Raw genomic sequence first — 25,491 nt, forward strand, 5'->3', positions numbered from 1 at the left:
AACAGTATTTCCAGTAATTCCGTTCCATAAATCCTTACACAATGTAACATTGTAAGCTATTTCAAGGCAAGTTCATTGTTTATCCACAAAAAAAGCTCTGATCTTATTAACGATCAGAGCACTTTATTTACTTATCTAACATCTTTTGTTTTTCTGTATGAAACGTAATAGTAGATAGCGATTCCCACAAACGGAATGATTGATGATAAGATCAATTTCGTTTCTTGATTAAAGGATGTCAATCTTATTAGTATTTCAGGGGTAAATAAAAGCAAAGGGATAATAATAGAAAACCACGTTTTGCTCCAGATAGATATTCCTGCAAAAATGAGAACTGCAACGATGGCAGCTGTAATATTCCCCTTTGAACCTAAATTAATCAACATTGGTGAATCGTACATTCTATTCAAAAACATAACACCTAAAAACAGGCTTAACGGTAAGCAGCCGACTAAAAATAAAACCAGCATATTCGAGGATTTTGGTAATTTCATGCTCGCCGTATACTTGAAAGTTTTCATATAGACAACTAACAAAACCAAACATACAAGTGGATAACCAATCACTTGAAGTAACGAATATTTAACACCGCCGCGAAGGGAATCTCCTAATAAGATGTAAGCAAACACTCCCAAGAGGATTATTGGAACATACTTTATCAATCCCATATAGTCCACCCCCATCTCTTGAGATATTTGTTCCATATACTGTTTTGGAGATTGACCGATGATATCCTCTGTAGATTTGCCGTGTTTTTGTGCTTCAATTAGATGATCTTCCAGTTCTGATACGATATCTTCAATCTCCTCATCTTTTTTTCCGCTCGAAAACAAATAAAGTCTGAGATTGTCTAAAAAGTCCTGACTTCTTTTCGAAAGCTTGTTTGGCTGTACGTTCATCCCTTCCCACTCCCTTTCTTTTGTATGATTAGATGGACGGAACGGCTCAACTGATTCCACCGTTCTATGAAAGCTTCCAATTCTTCCTCTCCTTTTTTCGTTAAGGAATAGTACTTCCTTCTGGGTCCTGCAGTTGATTTTTTTAGAGTTGTCGTAACGAGCTCTTCTTTTTGCATGCGCAACAGCAAGGGATAGATCGTTCCTTCACTCGTGTATTGAAATCCGTATGACTCTAGCTTTTCAGCCAGTTCGTATCCGTACACTTCTCCTTCATTTATGATCGCTAATAAACATCCATCTAGAATTCCTTTTAACATTTGAGTAGTCGACAAGTGTTTCACCTCATTTTTCACTATCTTGTATTACAAGGTAAATGAATAATAAAAAATGTCTTGCATTACAAGATATGCACTTAGTATATAATACGCTAACTTGTATTACAAGGTATTTATGTAAATTTAATCCATATTTTTATTTTCTTCTTTTTTTATGAGTTCCACTACATGCGGTTTCGGCTCCCAGCAATTAAACGTATAATCCGGTTTTGTTTCATACCCAAGACGCGAGCAATAGTAATACATACCTTGGTCAGTTTTCTTAGGTTTGAAGTTCACGCATGTAGCGCAGCAATGGTACTTATTTGTTTTCATAAGAGTCACTTCCTTTTACCGGTCCGTGAAGTAGCTTTTTATGATCGCCATATATTCTCTCACATGAGCTTGGGGAATCGAGGAAATTCTAAGCGGTGACCCGAGCCCTTCCGCTTCAACCCCGACCCGCTTGGCGATCATCTTTGTCCGAAAAAGATGAAAGTCACTTGTCACGATCAGCACTTGATCGTCAGGCTGAATCATCTCTTTCGTATATAAAAGATTTTCGTATGTACTCGTCGCTTTTTCTTCAATTGTTATACGTTCGGGATGGATCCCGTTCTCCATCAGATAATTTTTCATAATGGTACCTTCACTCGTCGTTTTACCGAACCCCAGACCTCCACTTACGATAAAGGTTACTTCGGTATGGTTCTCCGCGTATGCTAGAGCTTGATCAAGCCTTCCTTTTAACACGGCGCCTGGACGATTATTCTTCGTACCGCCTCCAAGTACAAGGATGGTGTCAATTTTTCCAGAAACCTTCTCTGGATCCGTGTTGGCAGATGAAAGAATAAGAGTTTCGAGAGTTGCAGCAAAAATTAAAAGTGTAAACACAATCGTCAAAGTAGTTTTCTTATACTTCCTAAAAAAATAGATTGCCGCTTCGTGCTTGTAAAAAAGAATAAAAAAAATCGCACCTAAAAGGAAAAAAACTGCTAGACCCATGTCCATGTTTGATGTTTGAGCCAGCATGGCAGTGGCATAAACTACAAAAATAATACTGAGTGATAAGAAGAGTTTTTTCATAGAATTACTCCGATTGTTAGATTCTAACTTCTAGTATATAGGAAAAAGAAAAAGAGCGGGTGTTTGAGATTCCGCTCTTGATAATAAAAATTTATTTCGTTATAACTGCCTCAATCGCCTCAGTAATTTCTTGTTTTTGAGTTTCAGAGATTGAATCAGCTTCATTTTTCATATTTTCTTTAACTGTCTTTAAAGCCTCATTTTTGGTTTTGTTAACCTCGTTCATTTCCTTTTTGTAATGATTCTCAATTTCTTTCTTTTCAGCTTCAATCACTTTTTCCTTACTGCTGGTTAATTCTTCAGAAGTTTTTGTAATCATTTCTTGAATATCTACTTTTAGTTGTTCTAATAAAGAATTTTTCTTACCAGTCAATTCTCTATTAATCTCTTCCTTATAGGCATAATTGAGAATTAAATTTGTGATAGTGTTCGCTAATTCTGGTTTCATTGCGAAAGCAGAAGTTGTCCCCAGCATTAAAGCAAATACAGTTACCAAAATAACTTTCGGCCATTTTTTTGCTGCCTTAACCTTCTTTGTTCCAAACTTTTCTTTTCGTGATAGTTCCATAAAAAATACCCCTTCCTTTTATCATTTGATTAAAAGAAGCGGTCGGTTGCGCTACTAGCTCCTGCCGTTCCAAGCGCCCAATTACAGAACGGCATTCATTGCTCCACACTTTGTCGAATTTTACCTAAGACTAATTTACCACCCAACCCATAAACTGTAAACATTTTAGTTTAATAGTAATATGTTTGTAACATATATTAGTAGTTTATTAAAAGGCAAAATAGTTATCTTTTATAATTTTTCTTAGTGCTTTGTTTGTTCCATTGCATTAGGAAAGATAGAAAAACGATATCGTCCACCCGAAGTGGACAATATCGCTTAAAATGTATTTGTCTGGGGTCTGTCCCCCTTTGTGAAACTCCCCACAATGTATGCAAAGAAAGAAAATACGATCGGCATGACTACAGTGTGCATTCCCCAAAGATTTGGATAGTTGAGGTGAAGCCACATATATGAACCTACCCCGACTACAATAGAAGCTATTGCTCCGTTTGCGTTTCCTCTCTTCCAATAGAGACCCATCACAATCGGCCAGATAAAGGCTGCTTCTAAGCCGCCAAAGGCAAAAAGGTTCAACCAGATCAACAGATCAGGCGGGTTGATGGCCATCGTAAATACACTCAATCCGACTACTGCTGTAATACCAAAGCTTAATCTTTTTACAAACCGTTCATCAGCATCAGGTTTTATGTAATTGATATAGACATCCTTGATGATTGCTGAACTTACTAGTAAAAGCACGGAGTCAACGGTAGACATAACCGCAGCAAGTGGAGCGGCAAGTACGATACCAGCTAACCAGCCAGGCAGTACTTCAAGTGCAAGTAATGGCATAACTTTATCAGGCACTTCAATGCCCGGTAATATCACTCTTCCAAACACTCCAGCTAAATGCATCCCCAGCATGATAAATCCAACCACAAACGTTCCGATGATCATGGCACGGTGCATCGCTTTTGAATTTCGGTAGCTCATAGCGCGTACCGATATTTGAGGTAAACCGACTACACCCACACCTACCAAAATCCAAAATGACGATACAAATAAAGGTGTAAGTGATTCATCTGAGCCAAACGGAGTGATAAGGTTAGGATTTTCTGCCCTCAACTCCACTATGATATTTTCAATTCCACCGCCTGCAACGATGGTTCCAGCTAGTATAATTACTGTACCGATCACCATTACAACGCCTTGAATCGCATCGGTTATAACAACCGCTCTGAATCCACCCGCTATAACGTACACTAAAACGGAACCTGAGAAAATGAACAAAGCAGTGGAGTACGATACACCAGTAAATGATTCGATCAGCCTTCCGCCCCCAACCCATTGTGCAGCCATGGCTGAAAACAGGAAGATAACAATGCTTAATGCTGATAAAATAACAACCCACTTACTATCATATCGGGCTTTAAGAAAATCAATAAGTGTTACAGCATTGATCTTTCGAGCTACGATTGCAAACTTTTTCCCTAAAACAGCGAGTGTAAAATAACCTGTTACAAGCTGCGCCATCGCGAGAAGAACCCAGCCAAGCCCAAGCTGATAAGCAGCACCAGGACCTCCAATAAAACTTGAAGCACTTCCGTATGTCGCGACCATCGTCATAGCAAGAACAAAACCGCCAAGCTCACGTCCAGCTAGGAAATAGTCTTGCAAAAAAGAAGGTCCGCTCTTAATGTGCCTTGATGTATAAATACCAACTAAGAAAACAAGTACTAAAAAGAAAGCTAAAGGAAGAATCACATCCCAGTTCATCGAGAGTCACCCTCCCCATCATTATCATCTGAGTCAAACGGAACTTCTTTAAAGAAAAACTTCACCATGATAAAAACTAAAATTGTAAAAAAGATAAATCCTACGATACAGCTATAAAAAAACCATGCAGGAAAACCTAGTATGTAAGTATACTCCTTAACTGGCCGACCACCTAGTCCATACGCAAAAGCATACCACCAAACAAAATTAAGAATTGCCAGCACCGTACCCATAATCGCTTCCTTGTTTGAGATGCGGTATCGCCAGTCATTTCCCTTTTTCATTGTATAACCTCCTGGACTTACCAAGCTCCTCCATTACTATGGCAAATTCACATACTCTTGTCGAGTTCTTTCGACTTAATAACTTCTATAAGGTTAAATAGATTCCTTGTTTGGTTTCTCAATAAATAAAACGTTAACGCTCTCTATTGGCGCTAGTTTTCGTTCTTAATTATAAATTAGGCATGTATATGAGTATTTCCGGGGAAATTTGATAGAATCTGCGGAGAAAATACAGCACTCGACAAAAAAGAGAGAAAAAGAGTTTTCTAAAATTCACAGATTGGTACCGTTTGTATTTCCATTCTTCCTATAGCGTTTTACTCGTAATTAAGAAGGGAAATAAATAGTTTGGGGCCAGTCCCCATTTCCCACAATGCCTTTGCTAGTAGTACAATAAAAGAACAACCCGAAAGGAGGTGATATCAATTCCTAGAACTCGGCGCATTTGGTACCCTGATGCTGTTTACCATGTGACTACCCGTGGAAATCGCTGGGAACCTCTCTTCTATTCCCACTTAGATTTCCATCGTTACCTCAAAATTTTAAGTCACTGCGTAAACAAGTATTCAGTTGATCTATTCTCTTATTGCCTCATGACTAACCACACTCATCTTCAAATTCAATGCAGCAAGTCCCCACCCGGAGATTTCATGAAAGAATTAAACGAAACTTACGCCATGTATTTCAACAAAAAGTACGAGCTTACCGGTCATGTGTTTCAAGGTCGATATGGTGCAGAGTTAATTGAAGATCGTTCCTACCTCTTAGACACAAGCCGATACATTCACATGAATCCGGTAGCAGCCGATCTCGTCATGTTTCCTCTTGAATATCCATGGAGCAGTTACCGTTACTATGTTACTCAATCGGTATGTCCCTTCGTGGAAACCTCAAAGATACTAGAACAATTTCAGTATTCAAAACCTCAATATCGTGATTACGTAGAAAGCAGGACCTCACCGGTAGCAGAACTTTAACCTCATTCTCAACACCTCTAGTATGAAAATAGTCAGTCATAGCAAGGAAAAGCCGGTTAAGTCCTTCTAACGAAGACAAAACCGGCTATAATGTATTTGTCTGGGGTCCCCCTATATGTGTAAAAAAATAATAGACTAGACACAAAATATGGTATATAATTATTACAAGATTTACCGATTTTAATGGTTCAGAAGCAGAAGTGGTTATTATATTTGAGGGGGAATAGACCATGAGCCGAAGCAATGCTCTTGTCTTAACTACAGAGATAGACGCCATTCGCACGACCATGTATGAGGTAAGTAAAAAAGTTAACAGCCTAGCTGATCCGCTGCTTGTTCAGTTAAGTCAAATTCTTGATGAAAAGCTAAACAAACTTGATCAAATTAGAGAATGTGCTTAATTAACACAACAATATAACTGCAAAATTTACCGGAGTCCATGTCTGCATTGATAGGAAGCCGGTTTTTTATTGCTATTTGCTAGTATTAAATCGTAATCTACCCCCGAAATTTATTAACCCTACTTATTTAAATTCCTCCCCTGTCATCACACTCATAAAGTCATTGAAAAAGTAATTGTAATCAAAGTCAAAAGCGATCCGATGCTTTTTTTCCTGTTCACCAAACTCAATATAAGGCCTGATGTCAGCAATACTTTGTCCTCTGGCAATCTGTTCATCTCTAAGTACGATATGTATAGGCAGCGTTTTGTAGCTGAACATATCTTCGCGAATACTTGCCATCAGAGTTATCGCGTCATGAACAGGGCTTCCTTGAATGCTTGGGTTGTTATTTTTATAGAACTTATAATAGAAGTCCAGCAACGGTTTTATAAGAGGAGCTTTTCCTTTGTAGTCAATGTAGTTCACCATCTCTGGTGTTACAATGGCTCGATCTGTCACATTCAACGGGATAATGGTCACGTTGTTCGCATATGTAAGCACGACTCTGACTGCAATCGGGTCTCCATGAAAATTCGCCTCAGAAACAGCCGTAACGTTACCCGGTACCCAGAACGCCCCGCCCATAATATAGTAAGCCTTCACTTTTTTCATCAAGGATTGGAATAAAATAAACATCGTGGCAAGAGAGGTAAGTCTGCCAACGTTAACGATTATCAGTTCATTTTCATATTGATTGATTAAATTTACAATCTCGAAAAAGTTTTCAATAACCCCTTCGTATGTTCCTGGTTCTATAGGACCTAATCCATACTCTCCATGTACTTCAGGGTAAAATGTTGGCTGCTCACCTGTCATTGGAACTTCAGCCCCACCAATGATTTTTACTTCTTTAGGAAAGTTGAACATTTTAGCAATATAATGTACATTAGCAATCGTCTTCTCCATGGAAACATTTCCATAGTCTGAAACTACGCCAACTATATCGATTTCGTCATTTAAATACCCGTAAGTCAAAGCTATGGTGTCATCAATTCCAACATCTCCAAAGAACAAGACTTTTTGCCCCATAACAAAAACCCCTTTTAGGTTTTTCTTCTATCCTATTAAGAGGCATGTTTTTTTATGAAATTTGCCATTAAAAACTATTCTAAAAATCTTTTCCTTAGCTGTGGTGTCGGAATCATACAGCTTTCCCGTTTCCCAAACCAATTGTACCGGTTATGAGCTACCATTTTATAAAAGAAATCACGAATTGTCTTTGGTACTACCATCAATATCTTTCCTGAGCTATATGGGAACTTTAGATATTGCGTTAATTTCAGTACTGCGTCAGATGCAGTATATTCTTGATTATCGGATATTAGGATCACGGAGTTTGTCTGGTTTGGGTCACGCCCATAATGAGTCAGCAGCTTCTCCCCTGCTTCAGACTGGATGGCAGCGAACTTAAGATTTTGGTTCTTCTCGTGTTTTAATATGAATTTCACACTAGAATTACAGAGATTACATACCCCGTCAAAAAGAAGAACAGGTTGACATTCTTGTTCAAGATTTCTCATCTGCATCCCCTCCAGTCTATTTAATAGCTAATTCTATTTTACTTTATAATCTGGCATTAAATAAAATTATAGTCTTTTATGTACCCATAAATTCCTACTTTTCACCATAATATAGTAGTATAATCAATTGAGAGTTAAGGAAAGGTGAAGAGTAATGAAAATTAAAACGTTTAAGAAAAAAGCTAAACAGCAGTTAAAAGGCCAATGGGGACGAGCAGCGTTATTCACCTTGCTTTTTGGTGCTATTTATTACGTAATCCCATTGATAATTGAAATAAATCTGAGCGGCGGGTTTGAAAATTGGATATCAACTGATGCCACTAACGGCTCTACCGCAAGTACGTTCGTAATTACGCTCGTGCTGCTGCCATTATATATCGGATATTTATGGACATTCTTATCCGTCATTCGTACAGGAGAACAAATTAAGTTATCAGGTCTTCTTCAAGCATTTTCAGAGATCAGCATGTACTTGAAAATCCTTGGAACATACCTCGTTATGATGGTTTATATGTTCTTATGGTTTCTTCTTTTAATCATTCCAGGTGTCATTAAAGCTTTTGCTTATTCACAAACGTATTTTGTGTTAAAAGATAACCCTGATATCGGGATTAATGCCGCGATAACAAGGAGCCGAAAGCTGATGCACGGTTACAAGTGGAAGTACTTCCTCCTCCAGCTGAGTTTTATCGGGTGGATTATCCTGAGCTTAATTACTGTCGGGATCGGGTTTATCTGGCTTTCTCCTTACCTAAGTGCGTCAAATGCCGCATTTTATAATGAATTAGTAAAAAAGCAGAGCGATGATGAAGTGGTAGCTTAAAAAAATAAAAATAAAGTTCAAGGAGAACCCCGGAATTGTCCATTTGAGATGGACAATTCTGGGGTTTTTGTATTTGTTTGGGGTCAGACCCCATTTCCCTAAATATTTCCCGCAACTAGGACATATCTATCAGTAAAGAAGACAAGACATCTAAGGGGTGGCATTATGGATCAGCTAACGTTAATCGTCGTCGGGGTCATTGGGTTTCTCATTTTTCTCGGTATCGTCGGATATACACAGACTGCCTATCATTTCCGTAAATGGAACAAAGAACTGCAGCAGCTTGAAACGAATTCAGAGCAGCAGCCCTACTCACACTGGATTCAGCGTGTCACAACGGATTACAAACAGTTCCATCTCGCAGGTGTGCCTCAGCTCAACACACAAGCGCTTATTGAAAAACATTTATATAACGAACGGATTCCGTTGCTCGGCATTTTCCGGGTTCCTGTCGGAAACATCCAAAAGCTTCTGAGTCAGCTTCCGTCTTTCACCATCATCCTTGGTGTACTCGGAACTTTCATCGGGCTCACGCTTTCCCTTTTATCCATGCAAGACACATTAATGACGCTTGGCACACAGCCAGCTGATTCAAATCTTACTTTGAACTCGATCATCTCTTCACTTACCGCACCGTTCGAAGGCATGAGTGTTGCCTTTTTTACGAGTATCGCCGGGATTGGGGCTGCGCTTTTCCTCAACCTGATTCAATCTGGCTTTTTTTCACAAGGAACTTCCCTTTCCTACATGCAAAATAAACTTTTAGCGGATTGTGAAGTCTATCTCGATCATCATGTGAACAGTGTACTGATTAACGACAAGCCACAGGATTCTGTTGAGCGGCTGCTCGACCGCCTGGCTGCCCGAGTGGAGTCTTCTTTTGATAAAACACTTGGGGACTTCGCTTCACAGATGGTTAATTTTACAGCTGGTCTGCAAAAAGCGATGGAAGACGTGAACGGCATTTTCGAAGCGCAGCGTCAGCATTCTGAACGTTTTGCCGCTTCCACCACACAGCTCGATGAGTTCGGCCAGCGCTTTAACGAAACAACAAAAGAGCTTGGCACGATCCAAAAGACGGTCGATACGAGCATCAATGCGCTCGCCAAAAATATCTCCTCGTTCGAACAGCAGCTTAAAACAAGCAACGAGCGACATACACAAGGCCAGCAAAAGTTTGAACAGCTTATCCAGCGTTCCGATAAAATGCTTCAGGAAGCTCAGCGCCGGGCAGAAGAACATGCACAACAGATGCTTCGCGGTATGCAAGAACAGCTTCAGCATTACCAGAACCAGCATGACGCGCTAGAAAACCGCCTCGCTCAAAAGCAGGATGAATGGCATTATCGTTACTCTGAAAAACAAGGCGAATACGGAAGAGCGTCAGCTGACTTTGCATCATCTGTCGGTCAGCTCGAAAAAAGCTTTTATTCTGCGGTCGAACACATAAAACGAGATTTTACAGACCAAGTCCGAAACATTATGGATAGCCAGAGCCGTCAGCTTGCTTCCATTCTTAATAACTCGCAAAACCAGAACAGCCGTGATGACGATATGCGTGAACTCGCACGTACGCTTGAGAACCTGCATCAAGGCTTAAACCGCAGCATCACTGACAACAACCGCACCCTATCTGACATGTATCACCTCATGCAGCGAATCTATCAAGCTGCCATGAACCAATCGAATCAGGTCGTCTATGAGACTCGAATTCCCCGCCAGCCTGAATACGTCGATGATGAACGTATGCCTGAGGTCTCGCAGCAGAATTTTAGGAGACGGTGACCAGAATGAAGGCGCGTAAATCGTACTTCAACCAAGACGATCAGGAAACGAAAGAAATTTTCTGGCCGAGTTTTACCGATATGATGGCCATGATGGTGCTCGTGATGGTGTTTATCGCCATACTCGCTTATGTGCAGAGCATCTACAACGCTTATGACCAGGCGCAGATCAAGCGTGAGCTCGGTCAGGTGGCTGAGGTAAAAAAGCATATTTCTGACCTCATCCAAAAGCAGCTGGAAGAGAATGTCGGAAAAGATAAGATTATTCGCGGACCGAATAACACGATATCTGTTGAAGGTAACATTTTATTTGATACCGGAAGTGCGGATATATCTGAAAAAGGAAAGCAGGTTCTCGACCCGTTAGCCGGTGCGCTCGCCGCGATCATCGAGGAAAAAGACATGAGCCAGTACCTCTACATCATTCTAATAGAAGGCCACACCGACTCTGTCCCTTATGACAACTGGTCGCTCTCCACACAGCGTGCGGTTGCGGTCGTCGACTATCTCGGAAAAGCGAACCCAAAACTCGCTAAAAAAGAGTATGCGCAGTACTTGGCAGCAACAGGGTACAGTGAATATAAGCCGATTGCAGAAGGCAGTTCAGCCGATGCTCTTCAAAAAAACCGCCGCATCTCCTTTCAGATCATTTTGGATGACGACAAGTGGCAAAGCAAGCTGAAGGAAATCGTGGAGCAGTAAATACAAAAAGCATCGGTTGCTAAGCCGATGCTTTCTTTATGGTTATTTCTTTTTAACCGGTATCCAAATCTCACTCCGAAATGTTGGCGAAGTGGTATCTTTATCTGCGTTCCACAAAATCTCAGGTCCTTCCGTCTGTTCATAATTTGACGAAGGAAACCACTCAGAGTAAATACGTCCCCACACATTCTGCAGCGTTTCCGGGAACGGCCCAACCGCTTCAAAAACGGCCCAAGTGGAGTCAGCAACCTCGAGCTTCGACAAATGATCCGGACATTCCTCCGTTGTCGCTGCACCAATATAATGATCCAGTTCACTGTTCTCAGCAAGTCTCTCCGAAAAATTAGTGGATGCACTGATCAGCCCTCTTGGCTCGACGTTCGATAAGCTTTTTAACTCGTTGATCAAATCCATATTCAAACTCTGCCACATAGCTGCAATCTCAGGATTTACTCCCTCATAGATCAGCGGCACTCTTTTCTTTATCCCCACAATGTGAAATGCATCTTTTTCGAGGATCCGATAGTTCATTTCACTTCCTCCTTTTATTGATAATTGGAAGGTCATGCGTGGATAAGCTTTTAAAGACTGATCATTTTTCCTGGCTTCGGATGGTGTCACGCCATGCAGCTGCTGAAACGCTTTTGTAAAAGCATCAGGTGAGCTGTACCCGAATTTTATAGCTACATCAATAATCTTTGCATCACCATGTGCGAGTTCAAAAGCCGCAAGCGTCAGCCTTCGCCGGCGGATATATTCGGATAACGGTACACCGGCGAGAAAAGAAAACATCCTCTTAAAGTGGTACTCCGAGCAAAAGGCCCGTTTGGCTACTTCCCTCGTATCAATCTCATACTCTAGGTTTTCTTCCAAAAACTGAATCGCATCATTCAAACGTTTAAGCGAATCCACATCTAAACCCTCCTTTCACCAATAAGGATAGCTGGAGATCTTACTAACCACCCAACAATCTATGTATCCATTCTAACGGATTTTCTTACATCAAGAAAAAGAAAGATGACGCGCCATGCTTTTTTCCACAAAAAAAACAACCGCTGCTACGGGCAACGGTTGTTCAAAAGTTACTATATAAAAGGGGGGGTAGTACTACTATTCCCAACTCACATTTTTTTATTCATCATTTTGCAAGATTGATAGATTTTTTTTGAACAACTTCTGTTTTTCCGTAATAACTGTGTAAAAACATGCCGAGCATGATAACGAGAACTCCAAATAATGACAGCATCGTTGGTGTGGCGATCGATAACAGCCACATTTCGCCTGCCAGTACGAAAATAATTTCAGCTGATTGCGTCGCTTCGACACCTGCTAGTTTCACAGGGTTGTTCGAGCAAAGGTCAGTTGCCTGGAAAAACAGCACGGTTGCGATGACGCCAGAAGAGATGGCGACTAAAAAGGTTTGCCAAAGCTGGTCTGTTGTCGGTGCCCCGCCTTGAAACCAGCCAACTACAGCTAAAACAATCCACCATGGGAGCGATGCGATGGTCATACCAAAAGCCCGCTGAAACGCATCAAGCCGCTTGTTCGTAACGATCATCATCTTTCGGTTACCGAGCGGATAGGCAATTGCCGCAATGAGAACCGGCAGAACAACATGCAGCCAAGCCGCTCCGTTCACCCCATCCGCTTCCTGAATTTGAACAAGCCCGACACCTGCTAATATGAGGACAGAAAAGCCCAGACCTTTAAACGGAATTTTTTGCCGAGATCCTTTGTTTTTTCCTTCTCCTTCATAAAAAAACGGAACGAGCAGAGATCCAGCTACAATCGTAATCTGCCAAGTTGCAGCGACGAGCCATGCTTCTCCAAATCCTGCTGCATAAGTGATCGGTGCGTAAAACAGAACGAATCCGACCGAACTCCACAAAAACCAAGTTCCAAAACGTGCTTTCAGCTCTTGAAAAACCGGCTTTACGTTTCCTCGCATCCAAACGATGATCCACAATAACGGAACCATGTAAAAAAAGCGAAGCGATGCACTCCAGTGCCAGCTTCCGCCGCTCAAGTCCATCGACCGGTTCAATATAAATGTGACGCCAAAGAAAAAGGCGGCAGCAATACCCAACAATATCGGTTTCATCTTAATGACCCCCGCTTCACTAAAAAGTATTCATTTGTTTTGTCCAGAATGCCTGTTACATAATATTGAAACAATTCTATCACAAGGAAGTTAGGAAAAACTGTTTCAAAGTTTTATAAACACAAAAAAACGCCTGGAATTTTTTATCCAAACGCTTTACTTCTTTTATCCCAGGGGATTCTTCTCTATAGTTCTTTGTTTCATTACATCCCAGGCCGCTTTTCCGTCTGTTGGATATCCGTTGTGATTGATTGGAATCAAGGAAAAGAACACGAAATAGAAGGAAAAATACACAAATTGATAGGTGAAGATGCCAGCTTTTATGAATTCCATATGAATGAGCCCATTAACGATCAGCATACTTAAAATAGTAAAAAGGGGACCACCGAGATAAACCGCAACTAAATGCCTTCTTGTATGGTTCTTCAGATTTTCATATTCACACCAGCCATCCCAAAAGTATAACTTTCGGATATGACATGGACCGATTTTAAACAGGCTGTTGCCGCTTCCTATATGGATGCGTACTTTTCCTCCCGTTACTTTTCCGAAAAAGAGATGACCTGCTTCGTGTATGAAGGTTACGATCGGTAATACAAGAAAAAATGAAAAGAAAAACTTCCACATATCCTCAAACCCAAACATGTACATCCCTCCTATTCCCTAGAATTTTCAATAGTTAGGTATACTGTTACCTATATGCCATCCTCTCACACTAGGCTTTTGACCTGATTTTTTAACAGAAAAAGCAGGAGGAGGATTAAATTACCACCGCGAGCTGAATCCTTCATTATAAACGAAAAAGACGAAACCTACATCCAGGTTCCGCCTTCCATCAAGCTAAAAATACTGCTCCATATCCAAGTGATCCAATAATAACAAACACGGGAGAAACTTTAACCTTCTCCATCAATAAAAAGCTTGCTCCAGCCAAGAATAGTGTATGCATCCAGCCCACACCAGTAAATGATTCGAAAAAGAATTGATACGCCATGATTCCGAGCAATACAGCGATTGTTGGTTTCACATATGCACTCATATTCTTTACTCTTGGGGAATCTTTGAATTTATAAACGAGTCCGAGAAAGGCTACCATCAATAAGAGTGAAGGGGCAACTGTTGCAAAAACGCCTACAAGTGCTCCAAGCCATCCGCCTTCCTGAAACCCGATGTAGCCTGCCATTTTTGTTGCGATCGGTCCTGGAAGCGCGTTACCAAGTGCCAATACTTCTGTAAATTCGGTTACGGAAAGCCACTCGTATCGGTCAACCACTTCATTCTCAATCAAAGGAATGGAAGCAGGACCGCCGCCATACCCTAAAATACCTGGTATAAAAAACGCGAGGAAGATGTGCCAAAATGTCATCCTGTTTTTTCTCCTTCCCGCAAACGTACGACGTTTTCCTTCTTTTCTTTCACTGGACCAAAAAGGGCATAAGCGAGTAACAGTCCAATTACGATGCCTGGATGTACGCCAAGAAACTGCAAAAGCAAGACTCCCGCAAATATGTGAATCAAGCTGATCTTGAGGCCAAGGCTCTTTTTCGAAGCATCAACGAACTGCCAAGTTAAAACGGCCAGCATGACAGCAACTACCGGTATAACCCCTTTTGTCATCCCTTGAACCCATGGCTGGTCTTTATAATCTCTTAAAGATGTCAACAATAGGATCATGAGAATAATCGTTGGGAGCATGGTAGCCAGGAGTGCGATGATGAGGCCGAGAAATCCGGCGACACGGTATCCGATATAGCCTGCCATTTTGGTGGCGATCGGTCCTGGCAGCGTGTTTCCGAGCGCTAACACATCTCCGAACTCTTCATCGTTCATCCATTTGTATTTTCCGACCACTTCTTTATGGACTAAGGGAATAGAAGAAGGTCCTCCCCCGTATCCAAGCATTCCTGACCGGAAAAAGGCGAGGAACAAATTAAGGTAGGTCATGTTATCAAGTCCTTTATTCTAGGTTGGTTTTGGTTCGTCTTTTTACCAGGCAGCAATAGAGCCATCTGTTCTTCCTTCCGTACCTCCTGCGAGAACGCCCGTTTCTGGATCTCTCCATATGATCTGGCCGCGGCCGAAGTTCCCCGAATCCATCGCAACCTGTACTTCGTGTCCCCTTCTTGCCAATTCGTCTGCAATATGAGCAGGCAATGAACGTTCAACTAGTACTTTTTTATCCTCCATCCACTGCCAGCGAGGTGCATCCAGTGAGGCTTGAGGGTTTAAATGAAAATCTACTGTGTTCATCACCACTTGTACGTGGCCTTGAGGCTGCATATATCCGCCCATCACACCAAACGGACCGACCGCTTCCCCATTTTTCGTTAAAAATCCTGGGATGATCGTATGATACGTTTTTTTACCAGGTTCCAGTGCGTTATCGTGGTCAGGGTCTAATGAAAAATCGTGGCCTCTGTTCTGCAGCCCGATCCCTGTTCCAGGAACAACAACCCCTGATCCGAAGCCCATATAATTGCTTTGGATAAACGAGACCATGTTTCCATCGTCATCTGCTGTTGCTAAATAGACCGTTCCACCGCTTGGCGGAATGCCTGGTTCCGGCTGAAGGGCTTCAGCCCCGATCAGCTCGCGTCTCACTGCCGCATACTCCTCAGACAATAACCCTTCAACAGAGACGCTCATTCTTGATCGATCAGTTACATATTTTTTAGCATCCGCAAAGCCGAGTTTAATGGCTTCAATTTGTTTATGGTACGTTTCGGCTGATTCTTTTTCTGTAATATCAAAGCCTTTTAACGTATTCAATGCCATGAGTGCAACGATTCCTTGCCCGTTTGGCGGAATCTCCCACACATCATATCCTCTATAGTTCACTTTGATGGGATCTACCCACTCTGGATAAAATGAAGCTAGATCTTCACTTCGCAGAAATCCGCCTTGGACTTCAGAAGCTTCGGCAATCTTTTGTGCAAGTGCTCCTCTATAAAATGATTCGCCGTTTGTTTTTGCGATCTCCCGCAAAGTCTGTGCATGGTCTGGCGAACGCCAAATCTCACCCACTTCAGGAGCACGACCGTCTGGAGCAAAGGTTTTGAACCAGCTCTCAAACGCTTCACCTTTCAATTCCCGTTTGTACGTTTCATAAGCTCGTTTCCAGTACTTTCCGAGAATCGGTGTAAGCGGGTAGCCTTCTTCAGCATACGAAATAGCTGGTTCGAGAACTTCTTTTAATGAAAGTTTTCCGAATCGGCTGGAGAGTTCTGCCCATGCTGCCGGTGCGCCAGGAACTGTAACAGGAAGCCAGCCAAACTTTGGCATCGCGTCAAACCCAGCCTTCTTCACTTCTTCGATGGATATACCTCTTGGCGCGGGGCCGCTTGAATTCAAGCCATGCAGTTCACCGTTCACCCAGACGAGTGCAAAAGCATCTCCCCCGATTCCGTTTGAGGTCGGTTCTACAACAGTGAGACAAGCCGCTGTGGCGATCGCTGCATCAACCGCGTTTCCGCCCTTTTTTAAAATATCAAGACCTGCTTGTGCCGCTAGCGGCTGGCTCGTTGCGACCATGCCTTTTTTGGCGTAAACGGTCATCCTCTGAGAAGAATAAGGGTTGTTCAATGCATTGTACGTCAGGTTTTGTTTTTTATGCGGTAATGTTTGATTCGTCTGATTCATCTACTTCACCTCTCATGACAGGCGATAAAATGGCCGTCATCAATTTGACGCCACGCCGGTTTTTCTGTTGCGCAATGATCTTTTGCGATAGGACAACGGGTATGAAACGGACAGCCAGTCGGCGGATTGGAAGGACTCGGCAGATCGCCGGTTAAACGGATCCGTTCTCTTTTTCGCCCGACAGCTGGTCTTGGAATAGCAGACAATAAAGCCTCTGTATAGGGATGTGTCGGATTTTCATATAGCTTCTCTACAGGCGCGAGTTCGACCATCTGTCCTAAATACATGACGAGCACCCGGTTACAAAGGTGACGAACGACTCCCAGGTCATGTGAAACGAACAAATACGTCAATGCGTGCTTTTCCTGCAGATCTTTTAATAGTTTAATAACTTGGGCCTGTACAGAAACATCGAGTGCGGAAACCGGTTCATCACATACGATAAAAGAAGGATTGATGGAGATCGCACGGGCGATGCCGATGCGCTGACGCTGACCGCCGCTGAATTCATGCGGATAACGCTCATAATGATCTTCTTTTAAACCGACTTCGTTTAAAAGCTTGACCACTTTTTCTCTTCTTTCCCGTGCCGGAAGATCTGTATGAATAATAAGTGCTTCCTCTAGAGCATCGCCAATGCGCTGTTTTGGGTTAAGAGAAGCGTACGGATCCTGAAAGATCATCTGCATCTCTTTTTTGAACGGCTTTAACTGGCGTGCTGAGTACTTACTGATGTTATTCCCGTTAAAGACAAGTTCTCCTTCTGTCAGAGATTCAAGTCCGAGGATCGTTCGCCCTAATGTTGATTTTCCGCAGCCAGACTCACCAACGACACCCAATGTTTCCCCTTTATAAATATCCAAGGTAATACCATCGACTGCCTTTACATGGCTTTTTACCCGCTGAAGCAGACCGCCTTTAATGGGAAAGTGCTTCTTTACATTTTTTACGCTATAAAGAACTTGCTCGTCTACCGCCATTCTGCCCTACCTCCTCTTGCAGCCAGCATCGTACGTTCTGTTTATCTGTTACCGAAAAAGTCTTTGGTGATTCACTGAAACATTTTTCAAAAGCATAAGGACAACGCGGATGAAAACGGCACCCGCTGATCTTTTCATTTAACATTGGCATCGACCCCGCTATCGGTTTCAATTCAAAATCAGGATCATCTACATTTGGCACAGAGGACAAGAGTCCTTTTGTGTATGGATGCTGCGGGTTTTCAAAAATTTCTTCTACCCGTCCTTCTTCTATCACTTCTCCTGCATACATAACGATGACACGGTCAGCGATCTCAGCCACAACACCCATGTCATGCGTGATCATGATCATGCTCATGTCTAATTGTTCTTTTAGATCGTTCAGCAAATCAATGATCTGCGCCTGTATTGTTACATCCAACGCGGTAGTCGGCTCATCTGCAATCAGCAAGGACGGATTACAGGATAAGGCGATCGCGATCATCACCCGTTGTCTCATCCCCCCGCTTAATTCATGCGGAAATTGGTTCATCCGTTCTGCTGGAGACGGAATTCCTACCATCTTCAAAAGCTCGATACCTCTTGCATGGGCTTGTTTCTTTGATAGTTTCTGATGGATCATCAATGGTTCACGAATTTGAAAGCCAACTGTAAATACAGGGTTTAAAGCTGTCATCGGTTCCTGAAAAATCATAGAAACATCGTTTCCGCGCAGCTTCTGCATTTCTTTTGGAGACATCGAAGCCAAGTTCTGATTATTAAACGATATGGACCCATCTGTTATTTTTCCGTTTGAAGGAAGAAGCCCCATGATGGAAAGGGCTGTGATACTTTTACCACAGCCTGATTCTCCAACGATGCAGAGCGTTTCTCCTTTTTTTACTGAAAAAGAGGCGCCGCGGACAGCTGGTAAAAGACCGTCCGCAGACTTAAACTTTGTTACTAGATTTGTCACTTCTAACACAGTATCTTTCATCGTTATCCCTACTCTCTATGAACGCTGTATAGTGACCACTGTCCTGTAGGTTCCATCTTAAAGCCTTTAACTGATTTATCGTAAGCAGCTGATGCGATCCCATGATAGATCGGCAGTACCGGCAGCTGTGTCATTACGTATTCGTCCGCTTTTGTTAAAATTTCCTGACGCTGTTCCTGATCAACAACAGAACGTGATTGTTCGATCAGCTTGTCGAGTTCAGCATCTTTATAACGGCTTAAGTTTGTTGCATCAATGTTTGCTGAATGCAGACGCGGGAACAATAGTTCACTTCCGTCACCTGTTACATTCGACCAGCCGGCAATCGTGATATCAAAGTCACCTGTCTTGGATACATCGAGATATGTACCCCATTCAAGTGTTTCGATCTTGGCTGGAATACCGACTTCTTTTAATTGAGCTTGAATGACTTCTGCCATGTTCATGTATGATGCTGTGTTCGCCACAAGCATCTTGACTTCTTTTTTATCAAACCCGCTCGCTTTAACGAGTTCTTTTGCTTTTTCTTGGTCAAACTTAGGTCCTTTATCGTCTTTCGGATGTCCGAACACTTCTGGACCGATGAATGAGTTAGAGTAGACGCCCAGCCCGTTCAGTTTTTTCAGATAGCCTTCACGGTTGATCGCCTGAGATACAGCCTGTCTGAATTTCAGATCGTTCATCGGCGCTTTTTCCATGTTGAAGGCTAAGTAATAAACCGGTGTTCCATCTACTTTTTGTGTTTCCACGTTCTTGATTTTTTCCAGGCGCGGCATAAGTTCAGGTGCTAACGCGTCAATCAGCTGAACCTTTCCTGTCTGCAGCATAGAGATGGCAGTTGATACCTCTGGAACAACCGTAAACGTAATCTTCTCCAGCTTAGCTGGCTTTTGCCAGTAATCTTCATTCTTCACAAGTACAATGTCATCACCGTTTACTTTTTCAGAGAACTTGAACGGTCCTGTTCCAACAGGGTCTTTCATAAGATCTTGTTTTTTGTCAGCTGTCGGTGAAACGATGGCTGCATTTGAATGTGTTAGAGCAGCAAGCATCGGACCGTACGGCTTTTCTGTTTTTAAAACGACTGTGTGCTCGTCCTGAACTTCGATAGATGAAACAGGTGCTAAAAGAGAGGCACGCGGTGCAGCAGTTGCTGGATCTTTTAGCTTATCGAATGTGTATTTCACCGATTCTGCATTAAAAGGTGTTCCATCATGGAACTTGATGTCTTTCTTTAGCTTGATCACCCACGTATTCTCATCAGGATTTTCATAAGATTCTGCAAGGTGAGGAACAATTTCCCCTTTGTTGTCGCGGACAAATAGCGTTTCATAGATTTGCTCGATAACAGTAGAGGATACAGAATCGTTTGTGAGAATTGGAGAAAGTCCTACAACTTTCGAGGTTGTTGCATAGGTTAGCTCTTGTTTAGCATCACCAGCACTTCCGCCTGATGAAGAACTGCTGCTGCAACCCGTTAAAGCCAAAGACAATACAAAAAGAACCGTTAACAAACTAGTAAACCACTTTTTTCCCATTTGTAATCTCCCCCTTTTATTTATCCAAACTCATTCCTTGATCTAGAGCGTCGCGAAGCGCGTCGCCGACAACATTAAACGCAAATACAACGAGCATGATCGCTATACCCGGAACGACGATCATATGAGGCGATGTCCACATATACTCTTGTCCTGCAGCGATCATCGCTCCCCATTCAGGAGTTGGCGGCTGTGCACCTAACCCTAGGAAACTTAATGATGCGGTCGATAGAATCGCCGTCGCCATTCTCATTGTGGCAAAAACGATGATCGGCGCTGCACAGTTTGGCAGAACATGCTTGAACATAATGCGAAGATCGCTCGCTCCAAGAGATTTCATGGCAATGATGTACTCTTGTTTTTTAATAGAGAGAACACTTCCTCTTACAATCCTTGCACAGGTTGGAATGGACCAAATACTGATCGCAATGACGACATTTACTAGGCTTGTCCCTAAGATTGCGATAACTAACATGGCTAGCAGAATACCAGGGAACGCAAACATTAAATCTACAAATCTCATAATGATGCCATCTAGTCTTCTGTAATAACCTGATAGAAGTCCAAGGATCACACCGCCAACCAGTCCTAGACTTACCGCGCCGATTCCGACAAACAACGAAATTCTTGCCCCGTATACGATCCTGCTCCAAATATCCCGTCCGTAATTATCCGTCCCGAGCACATGGCCTTCTGTACCAATCGGCAATTCACTCAGTTCCAGGTTCTGCTTGTTCGGATCAACCCCAACGATAACTGGTGCCGCAAGAGCCATGAAAAGTTGTAAAGCAATGATCGCTAGTCCAACAATCGCCATTTTATTTTTGATCAATCGTTTCCACGTTTTTAACAGGGCAAATTCTTTCTTTTTCTTATGTGCGGGCAATTGCTGTGTAACCACTTCTGTTGACATGTTATCCCCCCTTCCCTTTTATTCGTAACTGATTCTCGGGTCGATAAAGGCATACACGATATCGACAATAAGGTTTACTAAAACAAAAAGTGTCGCTACAAGAAGAACCGAGCCTTGTACCATCGGAAAGTCACGGGCCGCAATCGATTCAATCATGAGCCTTCCTACTCCATTAATGGCAAAAACAGATTCTGTAATGATGGTTCCGCCAAGCAGGAATCCGAAGTTCAAGCCGATTACCGTAATGACTGGTATCATGGCATTTCTTAGACAGTGCATCATGATTACTGATTTTTCGCGAACGCCTTTTGCTCTGGCTGTTCTTACATAATCTGCCCGGATGACTTCGAGCATTGCCGACCGGCTCATTCGAGCGATCATAGCAGCTGAACCTGTACCAAGTGTTATGGCTGGTAGTGCAAGCTGTTTCATCCCTTCGATCGTCCAGAACGGTTCAGTAAGTCCGCCTACAGGAAACCACTGCAGGTTGACGGCGAAAATCAGGATCAATATAGCACCGAGCCAAAAGTTAGGTATAGAGATGCCCCCTAATGCGATGACAGTGCTTAATCCGTCAAACCATGTGTTATGTTTTAATGCAGATATAATGCCTGTTGTTACTCCGATTACGATTGCAACGATAATACTTGCAATCGCTAGATTCAGTGTGTTTGGAAACCGATCGATGATTGCTTCTGACACTGCTTGTTTCGTTTGATAGGAGAATCCTAAGTCACCCGTAAAGATACCTCGTAAATAATCAAAATACTGGGTAAGCAATGGTTCGTTCAAACCAAGGTTTTCTCTTATTGCCTCTACATCTTCCTGGGTTGCAGTTGGTCCGCCTATAATACTTGCAGGATCTCCAGGTGCAATGTGCATGCTCATGAAAACGATAAATGAAATGCCTATTAACAAAAGAACTAGCTGGAAAACGCGCCTTACAATCAATCCTGCCATTTCCTCTTCACCTCTCCCCTTTTTTCAACTTTTCGATTACATTACGTACATTTACATTCCGTTTGTTAACCTAAATTAGATTTTGAATTAACAAACGGTTTATTGTTTCTGATTATAAAATATATTCAGAATATTTTCTATACGTTTTTATAAACAAAATAAAATCACGACTATGTTCTTACAAGTTTTGAAAGAATGTGCGGAATTTTGTCCTATTAGAACGGAAAATGTAGTTATTTATACTTATAAAAAAGTTTCGAGGGGATTGATAGTGCTCACTGATGGGGTATGTAACCAGTCGATTGGTTTCCAGGCCGTAATTTTTGATTCTGTAATTATTTATAAGCCGTAATTTATTTTTCTAGGCTGTAACATTCATTTCCAGGCCGTAATTCTTCATTTATAGACTTTTCGACAAACCCACAGCCATAAAAAAGAAAGGCCGCACGCCTAAATTACTGGCATGCAGCCTCACCCTTTTCTATCATTCTTTTATTATAGTTTTAATCCAGATCTGCTCTTGAATCTTCTTAAAAGAATATGCGATTCCACTCTGGAAATACCTTTGATTCCATAGAGTTCATTGTTTATGAATTTCTCCAGTGAAGGAAAGTCTTCCACTAATACGTGCATATGTAAGGTACTCGGCCCTGTCATCTGATAGCAGCTGGCCACACTTGGATTATTCACGAGCTTTTCCGCTACTTTTACGAGGTATGCCGGTTCACAGTCTACTTCGAAAAACGCTGAGACTGTTTTACCTGCCGCTTCTGAATCAATGACCACGCTGAACTTTTCAATAACACCTGCTTTTCTCATCTGGTTCACGCGCTCCCGAACAGAAACCCGGGAAAGGTTCAGCTCTTTACCGATCTCTGCATAAGACATTCTTCCATCTTGAGTCAGCAGCTCTAATATTTTTCGATCTGTATCATCTATTTTCAATAAAATCACCACGTTTACTTTGAATGTGTTCATTGTAAGCGTTATTTTCTAAAAATTCAAATAAGGCTTAGGTGGACAACTGTATTACAACAGATAATCGTCCTCTATGATAGGACAAAATGGTTATATACCTGTAAAAACCTTCAAATAGCTAGGACAGATGACTTAATTTAAGAAAAAAACAAAAAATGTTATAAAACAGCTGTTGCAAAATATAATCTGTTATAATACAATGCATTATAATCAAATCAAACAAAAAAACAGGAGGAATTTAAAATGAAAAACTATCTTGAGCTTCACTTCAATATCCCAAAGAAAACGTGTGTCGAGTGTGGATGTGTGATTGAGGAGCAGCATGAATCTTACCTTTATGAGTGCGAACGCTGTATCGGAAAACACGAGAGGTAAATTTTTTTACACATGTTGTTATATAACAATTAATATTTGTTTCATCTGTTCAATAACATAATCAGAAAGGAATGTCGCTAAAAGTGAAAATTGATACGTCAAGTCTTCATGTAACAGGAAATACCCCGCCCGAATATGAAAAGATCTTAACACCTGGTGCAATTCTATTCTTAAAATCGCTTCATCTGCAATTTAATTCAACGCGAAAAGAACTTTTGGAAAAGCGTAAGATCAAGCAAAAAGAAATTGATTCTGGGGTATTCCCCGCCTTTCTGAGTGAAACAGAGCATATCCGCAACAGCAATTGGACGATCGCTCCACTTCCTCAGGACCTTCAAGACCGCCGGGTTGAAATTACAGGACCTGTTGACCGGAAGATGATCATCAATGCTCTGAATTCCGGTGCAAAAGTTTTCATGGCTGATTTAGAAGACTCCAACTCACCGACTTGGGAAAATACAATTGAGGGCCAGATTAATCTAAAGGACGCGGTCAACCGGACGATTTCTTTTGAAGGACCAAACGGGAAAAAATACCAGCTCAGGCATAATCCCGCTGTACTAATCGTTCGTCCCCGCGGCTGGCATTTAGAAGAAAAGCATATTGTTGTCGACGGAGAACCGATGTCTGGAAGTTTAGTAGATTTTGGACTTTATTTTTATCACAATGCAAAAACGCTGATCGAAAAAAGTTCTGGTCCTTATTTTTATCTTCCTAAGATGGAAAGTCACTTAGAAGCACGACTCTGGAATGATGTTTTCATCTACGCGCAGGAACAGCTGGGCATTCCGAGGGGTACGATTAAGGCGACTGTACTAATCGAAACCATTGTTGCCGCTTTTGAGATGGATGAGATTTTATATGAACTGCGCGATCATTCTGCAGGCGTGAACTGCGGACGCTGGGATTATATTTTCAGCTACATTAAGAAGTTCCGCAATCAGCCGCACGTGATTCTGCCTGACCGTTCCCTTGTTACGATGACTGTACCATTCATGAGATCGTATTCTGTTCTTGCGATTAAGACGTGTCACAAACGGAACGCACCTGCAATCGGCGGTATGGCGGCACAAATTCCGATTAAAAATGATGAGAAAGCAAACGCTGCTGCTTTTGAAAAAGTGCGTGCTGACAAAGAACGCGAGGCATCTGACGGTCATGACGGGACATGGGTTGCCCATCCGGGACTCGTACCTGTTGCTATGGAAGTGTTTGACCGAATCATGCCGCAGCCGAACCAGATCGACCGAAAACGAGAAGATGTCGTTGTAACGGCCGACGATTTAGTGGCTGTACCAGAAGGCGAAATTACAGAAGAAGGCTTGCGCGTCAACATAAGTGTCGGTATTCAGTACATCGCTTCATGGCTGAGAGGAAAAGGCGCAGCGCCAATCAATCACTTAATGGAAGATGCCGCTACGGCTGAGATTTCGAGAGCCCAAGTGTGGCAATGGATCCGCCATCCGAAAGGTGTTTTAAGTGATGGACGTAAAGTTACATTCGAACTGGTAGAGCAGCTAAAGTTAGAAGAAGTTCAAAAGTTGAAACAGCAAATGAGTGAGGATTCATTCAATAACGGCCGGTTTATGGAAGCGGTCGGGCTGTTCGATGAACTAATCCGCGAAGATGAGTTTCAAGATTTCCTGACTAACAGAGGCTATGACATTTTATAAATGGATGGTTTAAGGCTATTTATGTGACCCTTCATTGACAAGTTGATTGGAGCGCAAGGTGCGAGACTCCTGCGGGACGAGTGGGACAGGTGAGACTCCTGAGGGCGCAAAGCGCTAGGAGGCTCACCGCCCGCCCCGCGGAAAGCGAGCATCTGGAGCGGAAATCAACCACTTCTACAAAAAAATAAAAACATTAAGGA

28 protein-coding genes and 1 riboswitch are annotated in these 25,491 nt (G+C 42.2%); of the genes, 7 read left to right on the forward strand and 21 right to left on the reverse strand.

The annotated features are described in order from the left end of the window. Positions 1–131 precede the first annotated feature (131 nt). The 7 genes from ABE41_RS18605 to ABE41_RS18635 form a co-directional block, all read right to left on the reverse strand. Positions 132–899 carry a DUF1129 family protein gene (locus ABE41_RS18605; RefSeq protein WP_066293646.1) on the reverse strand — a complete coding sequence of 256 codons (768 nt, stop codon included), beginning with the start codon at positions 897–899 and terminating at the stop codon, positions 132–134. Next, complete coding sequence (locus ABE41_RS18610; RefSeq protein WP_172827377.1) at positions 896–1,231, reverse strand: PadR family transcriptional regulator; 336 nt, start codon at positions 1,229–1,231, stop codon at positions 896–898. The genes ABE41_RS18605 and ABE41_RS18610 overlap by 4 nt, the downstream gene beginning before the upstream one ends. A 126-nt stretch (positions 1,232–1,357) precedes the next feature. Continuing rightward, positions 1,358–1,549 (reverse strand): hypothetical protein, encoded by a 192-nt coding sequence (locus ABE41_RS18615; RefSeq protein WP_066293659.1) that lies wholly within the window; start codon positions 1,547–1,549, stop codon positions 1,358–1,360. A gap of 15 nt (positions 1,550–1,564) precedes the next feature. After that, on the reverse strand, positions 1,565–2,299 hold the full coding sequence (locus ABE41_RS18620; RefSeq protein ID WP_066293660.1) for a YdcF family protein: 735 nt from the start codon (positions 2,297–2,299) through the stop codon (positions 1,565–1,567). Between the two features lie 91 nt (positions 2,300–2,390). Continuing rightward, positions 2,391–2,867, reverse strand: coding sequence for a hypothetical protein (locus tag ABE41_RS18625; RefSeq protein ID WP_066293662.1), 477 nt, complete (start codon positions 2,865–2,867; stop codon positions 2,391–2,393). 31 nt (positions 2,868–2,898) lie between these two features. Next, positions 2,899–2,981, reverse strand: a riboswitch (cyclic di-GMP riboswitch). 204 nt (positions 2,982–3,185) lie between these two features. Further along, on the reverse strand, positions 3,186–4,625 hold the full coding sequence (gene panF / locus ABE41_RS18630; protein WP_066293668.1) for a sodium/pantothenate symporter: 1,440 nt from the start codon (positions 4,623–4,625) through the stop codon (positions 3,186–3,188). Further along, complete coding sequence (locus tag ABE41_RS18635; protein WP_066293670.1) at positions 4,622–4,909, reverse strand: YhdT family protein; 288 nt, start codon at positions 4,907–4,909, stop codon at positions 4,622–4,624. The genes panF and ABE41_RS18635 overlap by 4 nt, the downstream gene beginning before the upstream one ends. 470 nt (positions 4,910–5,379) lie before the next feature. Here ABE41_RS18635 and ABE41_RS18640 point away from each other — a divergent pair, with 470 nt between their 5' ends. Both ABE41_RS18640 and ABE41_RS20805 read left to right on the forward strand, forming a co-directional pair. After that, positions 5,380–5,886 carry a transposase gene (locus tag ABE41_RS18640; protein ID WP_253805388.1) on the forward strand — a complete coding sequence of 169 codons (507 nt, stop codon included), beginning with the start codon at positions 5,380–5,382 and terminating at the stop codon, positions 5,884–5,886. Positions 5,887–6,116: 230 nt separating this feature from the next. After that, a complete protein-coding gene (locus ABE41_RS20805; protein WP_083207883.1) occupies positions 6,117–6,287 on the forward strand; it encodes an aspartyl-phosphate phosphatase Spo0E family protein in 171 nt (56 codons plus the stop codon). Between the two features lie 123 nt (positions 6,288–6,410). On the opposite strand, the gene ABE41_RS18645 is transcribed toward ABE41_RS20805, so the two are convergent. Next, positions 6,411–7,358: a nucleoside hydrolase gene (locus ABE41_RS18645; protein WP_066293673.1), complete on the reverse strand. Its 948-nt coding sequence runs from the start codon at positions 7,356–7,358 to the stop codon at positions 6,411–6,413. A gap of 74 nt (positions 7,359–7,432) precedes the next feature. Next, positions 7,433–7,849, reverse strand: a complete 417-nt coding sequence (locus tag ABE41_RS18650) for a thiol-disulfide oxidoreductase DCC family protein (protein ID WP_066293675.1) — start codon at positions 7,847–7,849, stop codon at positions 7,433–7,435. Between the two features lie 154 nt (positions 7,850–8,003). Between ABE41_RS18650 and ABE41_RS18655 the strand changes: the two genes are divergently transcribed. The 3 genes from ABE41_RS18655 (at position 8,004) to ABE41_RS18665 (ending at position 11,158) form a co-directional block, all read left to right on the forward strand. Then, a complete protein-coding gene (locus ABE41_RS18655; RefSeq protein WP_066293676.1) occupies positions 8,004–8,672 on the forward strand; it encodes a DUF975 family protein in 669 nt (222 codons plus the stop codon). Between the two features lie 165 nt (positions 8,673–8,837). Further along, positions 8,838–10,457, forward strand: a complete 1,620-nt coding sequence (locus ABE41_RS18660) for a hypothetical protein (RefSeq protein WP_066293679.1) — start codon at positions 8,838–8,840, stop codon at positions 10,455–10,457. 5 nt (positions 10,458–10,462) lie between these two features. Beyond that, complete coding sequence (locus tag ABE41_RS18665; RefSeq protein WP_066293680.1) at positions 10,463–11,158, forward strand: OmpA/MotB family protein; 696 nt, start codon at positions 10,463–10,465, stop codon at positions 11,156–11,158. A gap of 42 nt (positions 11,159–11,200) precedes the next feature. On the opposite strand, the gene ABE41_RS18670 is transcribed toward ABE41_RS18665, so the two are convergent. The 12 genes from ABE41_RS18670 to ABE41_RS18725 all read right to left on the reverse strand — a co-directional run bounded on the left by ABE41_RS18670 (position 11,201) and on the right by ABE41_RS18725 (position 23,210). Further along, positions 11,201–12,070: an AraC family transcriptional regulator gene (locus ABE41_RS18670; RefSeq protein ID WP_066293683.1), complete on the reverse strand. Its 870-nt coding sequence runs from the start codon at positions 12,068–12,070 to the stop codon at positions 11,201–11,203. Between the two features lie 226 nt (positions 12,071–12,296). Then, a complete protein-coding gene (locus tag ABE41_RS18675) occupies positions 12,297–13,259 on the reverse strand; it encodes a DMT family transporter (protein WP_066293686.1) in 963 nt (320 codons plus the stop codon). A gap of 165 nt (positions 13,260–13,424) precedes the next feature. Beyond that, on the reverse strand, positions 13,425–13,904 hold the full coding sequence (locus ABE41_RS18680) for a hypothetical protein (RefSeq protein WP_066293691.1): 480 nt from the start codon (positions 13,902–13,904) through the stop codon (positions 13,425–13,427). 190 nt (positions 13,905–14,094) lie between these two features. Beyond that, positions 14,095–14,625, reverse strand: a complete 531-nt coding sequence (locus tag ABE41_RS18685; protein ID WP_066293693.1) for a chromate transporter — start codon at positions 14,623–14,625, stop codon at positions 14,095–14,097. Next, positions 14,622–15,203: a chromate transporter gene (locus ABE41_RS18690; RefSeq protein ID WP_066293695.1), complete on the reverse strand. Its 582-nt coding sequence runs from the start codon at positions 15,201–15,203 to the stop codon at positions 14,622–14,624. Before ABE41_RS18690 ends, ABE41_RS18685 begins: the two co-directional genes overlap by 4 nt. Before the next feature lie 42 nt (positions 15,204–15,245). Next, positions 15,246–16,898 carry a gamma-glutamyltransferase family protein gene (locus tag ABE41_RS18695; protein WP_066293698.1) on the reverse strand — a complete coding sequence of 551 codons (1,653 nt, stop codon included), beginning with the start codon at positions 16,896–16,898 and terminating at the stop codon, positions 15,246–15,248. Positions 16,899–16,903: 5 nt separating this feature from the next. Then, positions 16,904–17,878, reverse strand: coding sequence for an ABC transporter ATP-binding protein (locus ABE41_RS18700; RefSeq protein WP_066293700.1), 975 nt, complete (start codon positions 17,876–17,878; stop codon positions 16,904–16,906). After that, positions 17,850–18,854, reverse strand: a complete 1,005-nt coding sequence (locus ABE41_RS18705; RefSeq protein ID WP_066293702.1) for an ABC transporter ATP-binding protein — start codon at positions 18,852–18,854, stop codon at positions 17,850–17,852. Before ABE41_RS18705 ends, ABE41_RS18700 begins: the two co-directional genes overlap by 29 nt. Before the next feature lie 8 nt (positions 18,855–18,862). Further along, the gene (locus ABE41_RS18710) at positions 18,863–20,392 is read right to left on the reverse strand and encodes a glutathione ABC transporter substrate-binding protein (protein ID WP_066293705.1); all 1,530 of its coding nucleotides are present in this window, start codon (positions 20,390–20,392) and stop codon (positions 18,863–18,865) included. Positions 20,393–20,408: 16 nt separating this feature from the next. Beyond that, positions 20,409–21,305 (reverse strand): ABC transporter permease, encoded by an 897-nt coding sequence (locus tag ABE41_RS18715; protein WP_066293709.1) that lies wholly within the window; start codon positions 21,303–21,305, stop codon positions 20,409–20,411. Between the two features lie 18 nt (positions 21,306–21,323). Continuing rightward, a complete protein-coding gene (gene nikB, locus ABE41_RS18720; RefSeq protein WP_066293712.1) occupies positions 21,324–22,265 on the reverse strand; it encodes a nickel ABC transporter permease in 942 nt (313 codons plus the stop codon). A 495-nt stretch (positions 22,266–22,760) separates the two neighbouring features. Further along, positions 22,761–23,210: an Lrp/AsnC family transcriptional regulator gene (locus tag ABE41_RS18725; protein ID WP_066293718.1), complete on the reverse strand. Its 450-nt coding sequence runs from the start codon at positions 23,208–23,210 to the stop codon at positions 22,761–22,763. A 276-nt stretch (positions 23,211–23,486) separates the two neighbouring features. On the opposite strand from ABE41_RS18725, the gene yhfH reads away from it, so the two are divergent. Then, positions 23,487–23,618: a protein YhfH gene (gene yhfH, locus ABE41_RS20810; RefSeq protein ID WP_083207884.1), complete on the forward strand. Its 132-nt coding sequence runs from the start codon at positions 23,487–23,489 to the stop codon at positions 23,616–23,618. Positions 23,619–23,689: 71 nt separating this feature from the next. Then, positions 23,690–25,291 (forward strand): malate synthase A, encoded by a 1,602-nt coding sequence (gene aceB / locus ABE41_RS18730; protein ID WP_066293720.1) that lies wholly within the window; start codon positions 23,690–23,692, stop codon positions 25,289–25,291. Positions 25,292–25,491: the final 200 nt, after the last annotated feature.

The organism is Fictibacillus arsenicus (assembly GCF_001642935.1).
GTDB classification, from domain to species: domain Bacteria; phylum Bacillota; class Bacilli; order Bacillales; family Fictibacillaceae; genus Fictibacillus; species Fictibacillus arsenicus_B.

Coding starts and splice junctions, on each gene's coding strand:
- ABE41_RS18605 (WP_066293646.1), bottom strand. CDS start 899: ATGAACGTACAGCCAAACAAGCTTTCGAAAAGAAGTCAGGACTTTTTA.
- ABE41_RS18615 (WP_066293659.1), bottom strand. CDS start 1,549: ATGAAAACAAATAAGTACCATTGCTGCGCTACATGCGTGAACTTCAAA.
- ABE41_RS18620 (WP_066293660.1), bottom strand. CDS start 2,299: ATGAAAAAACTCTTCTTATCACTCAGTATTATTTTTGTAGTTTATGCC.
- ABE41_RS18625 (WP_066293662.1), bottom strand. CDS start 2,867: ATGGAACTATCACGAAAAGAAAAGTTTGGAACAAAGAAGGTTAAGGCA.
- panF (WP_066293668.1), bottom strand. CDS start 4,625: ATGAACTGGGATGTGATTCTTCCTTTAGCTTTCTTTTTAGTACTTGTT.
- ABE41_RS18635 (WP_066293670.1), bottom strand. CDS start 4,909: ATGAAAAAGGGAAATGACTGGCGATACCGCATCTCAAACAAGGAAGCG.
- ABE41_RS20805 (WP_083207883.1), top strand. CDS start 6,117: ATGAGCCGAAGCAATGCTCTTGTCTTAACTACAGAGATAGACGCCATT.
- ABE41_RS18645 (WP_066293673.1), bottom strand. CDS start 7,358: ATGGGGCAAAAAGTCTTGTTCTTTGGAGATGTTGGAATTGATGACACC.
- ABE41_RS18650 (WP_066293675.1), bottom strand. CDS start 7,849: ATGAGAAATCTTGAACAAGAATGTCAACCTGTTCTTCTTTTTGACGGG.
- ABE41_RS18655 (WP_066293676.1), top strand. CDS start 8,004: ATGAAAATTAAAACGTTTAAGAAAAAAGCTAAACAGCAGTTAAAAGGC.
- ABE41_RS18660 (WP_066293679.1), top strand. CDS start 8,838: ATGGATCAGCTAACGTTAATCGTCGTCGGGGTCATTGGGTTTCTCATT.
- ABE41_RS18665 (WP_066293680.1), top strand. CDS start 10,463: ATGAAGGCGCGTAAATCGTACTTCAACCAAGACGATCAGGAAACGAAA.
- ABE41_RS18675 (WP_066293686.1), bottom strand. CDS start 13,259: ATGAAACCGATATTGTTGGGTATTGCTGCCGCCTTTTTCTTTGGCGTC.
- ABE41_RS18680 (WP_066293691.1), bottom strand. CDS start 13,904: ATGTTTGGGTTTGAGGATATGTGGAAGTTTTTCTTTTCATTTTTTCTT.
- ABE41_RS18685 (WP_066293693.1), bottom strand. CDS start 14,625: ATGACATTTTGGCACATCTTCCTCGCGTTTTTTATACCAGGTATTTTA.
- ABE41_RS18690 (WP_066293695.1), bottom strand. CDS start 15,203: ATGACCTACCTTAATTTGTTCCTCGCCTTTTTCCGGTCAGGAATGCTT.
- ABE41_RS18695 (WP_066293698.1), bottom strand. CDS start 16,898: ATGAATCAGACGAATCAAACATTACCGCATAAAAAACAAAACCTGACG.
- ABE41_RS18700 (WP_066293700.1), bottom strand. CDS start 17,878: ATGGCGGTAGACGAGCAAGTTCTTTATAGCGTAAAAAATGTAAAGAAG.
- ABE41_RS18705 (WP_066293702.1), bottom strand. CDS start 18,854: ATGAAAGATACTGTGTTAGAAGTGACAAATCTAGTAACAAAGTTTAAG.
- ABE41_RS18710 (WP_066293705.1), bottom strand. CDS start 20,392: ATGGGAAAAAAGTGGTTTACTAGTTTGTTAACGGTTCTTTTTGTATTG.
- ABE41_RS18715 (WP_066293709.1), bottom strand. CDS start 21,305: ATGTCAACAGAAGTGGTTACACAGCAATTGCCCGCACATAAGAAAAAG.
- nikB (WP_066293712.1), bottom strand. CDS start 22,265: ATGGCAGGATTGATTGTAAGGCGCGTTTTCCAGCTAGTTCTTTTGTTA.
- yhfH (WP_083207884.1), top strand. CDS start 23,487: ATGAAAAACTATCTTGAGCTTCACTTCAATATCCCAAAGAAAACGTGT.
- aceB (WP_066293720.1), top strand. CDS start 23,690: ATGTCGCTAAAAGTGAAAATTGATACGTCAAGTCTTCATGTAACAGGA.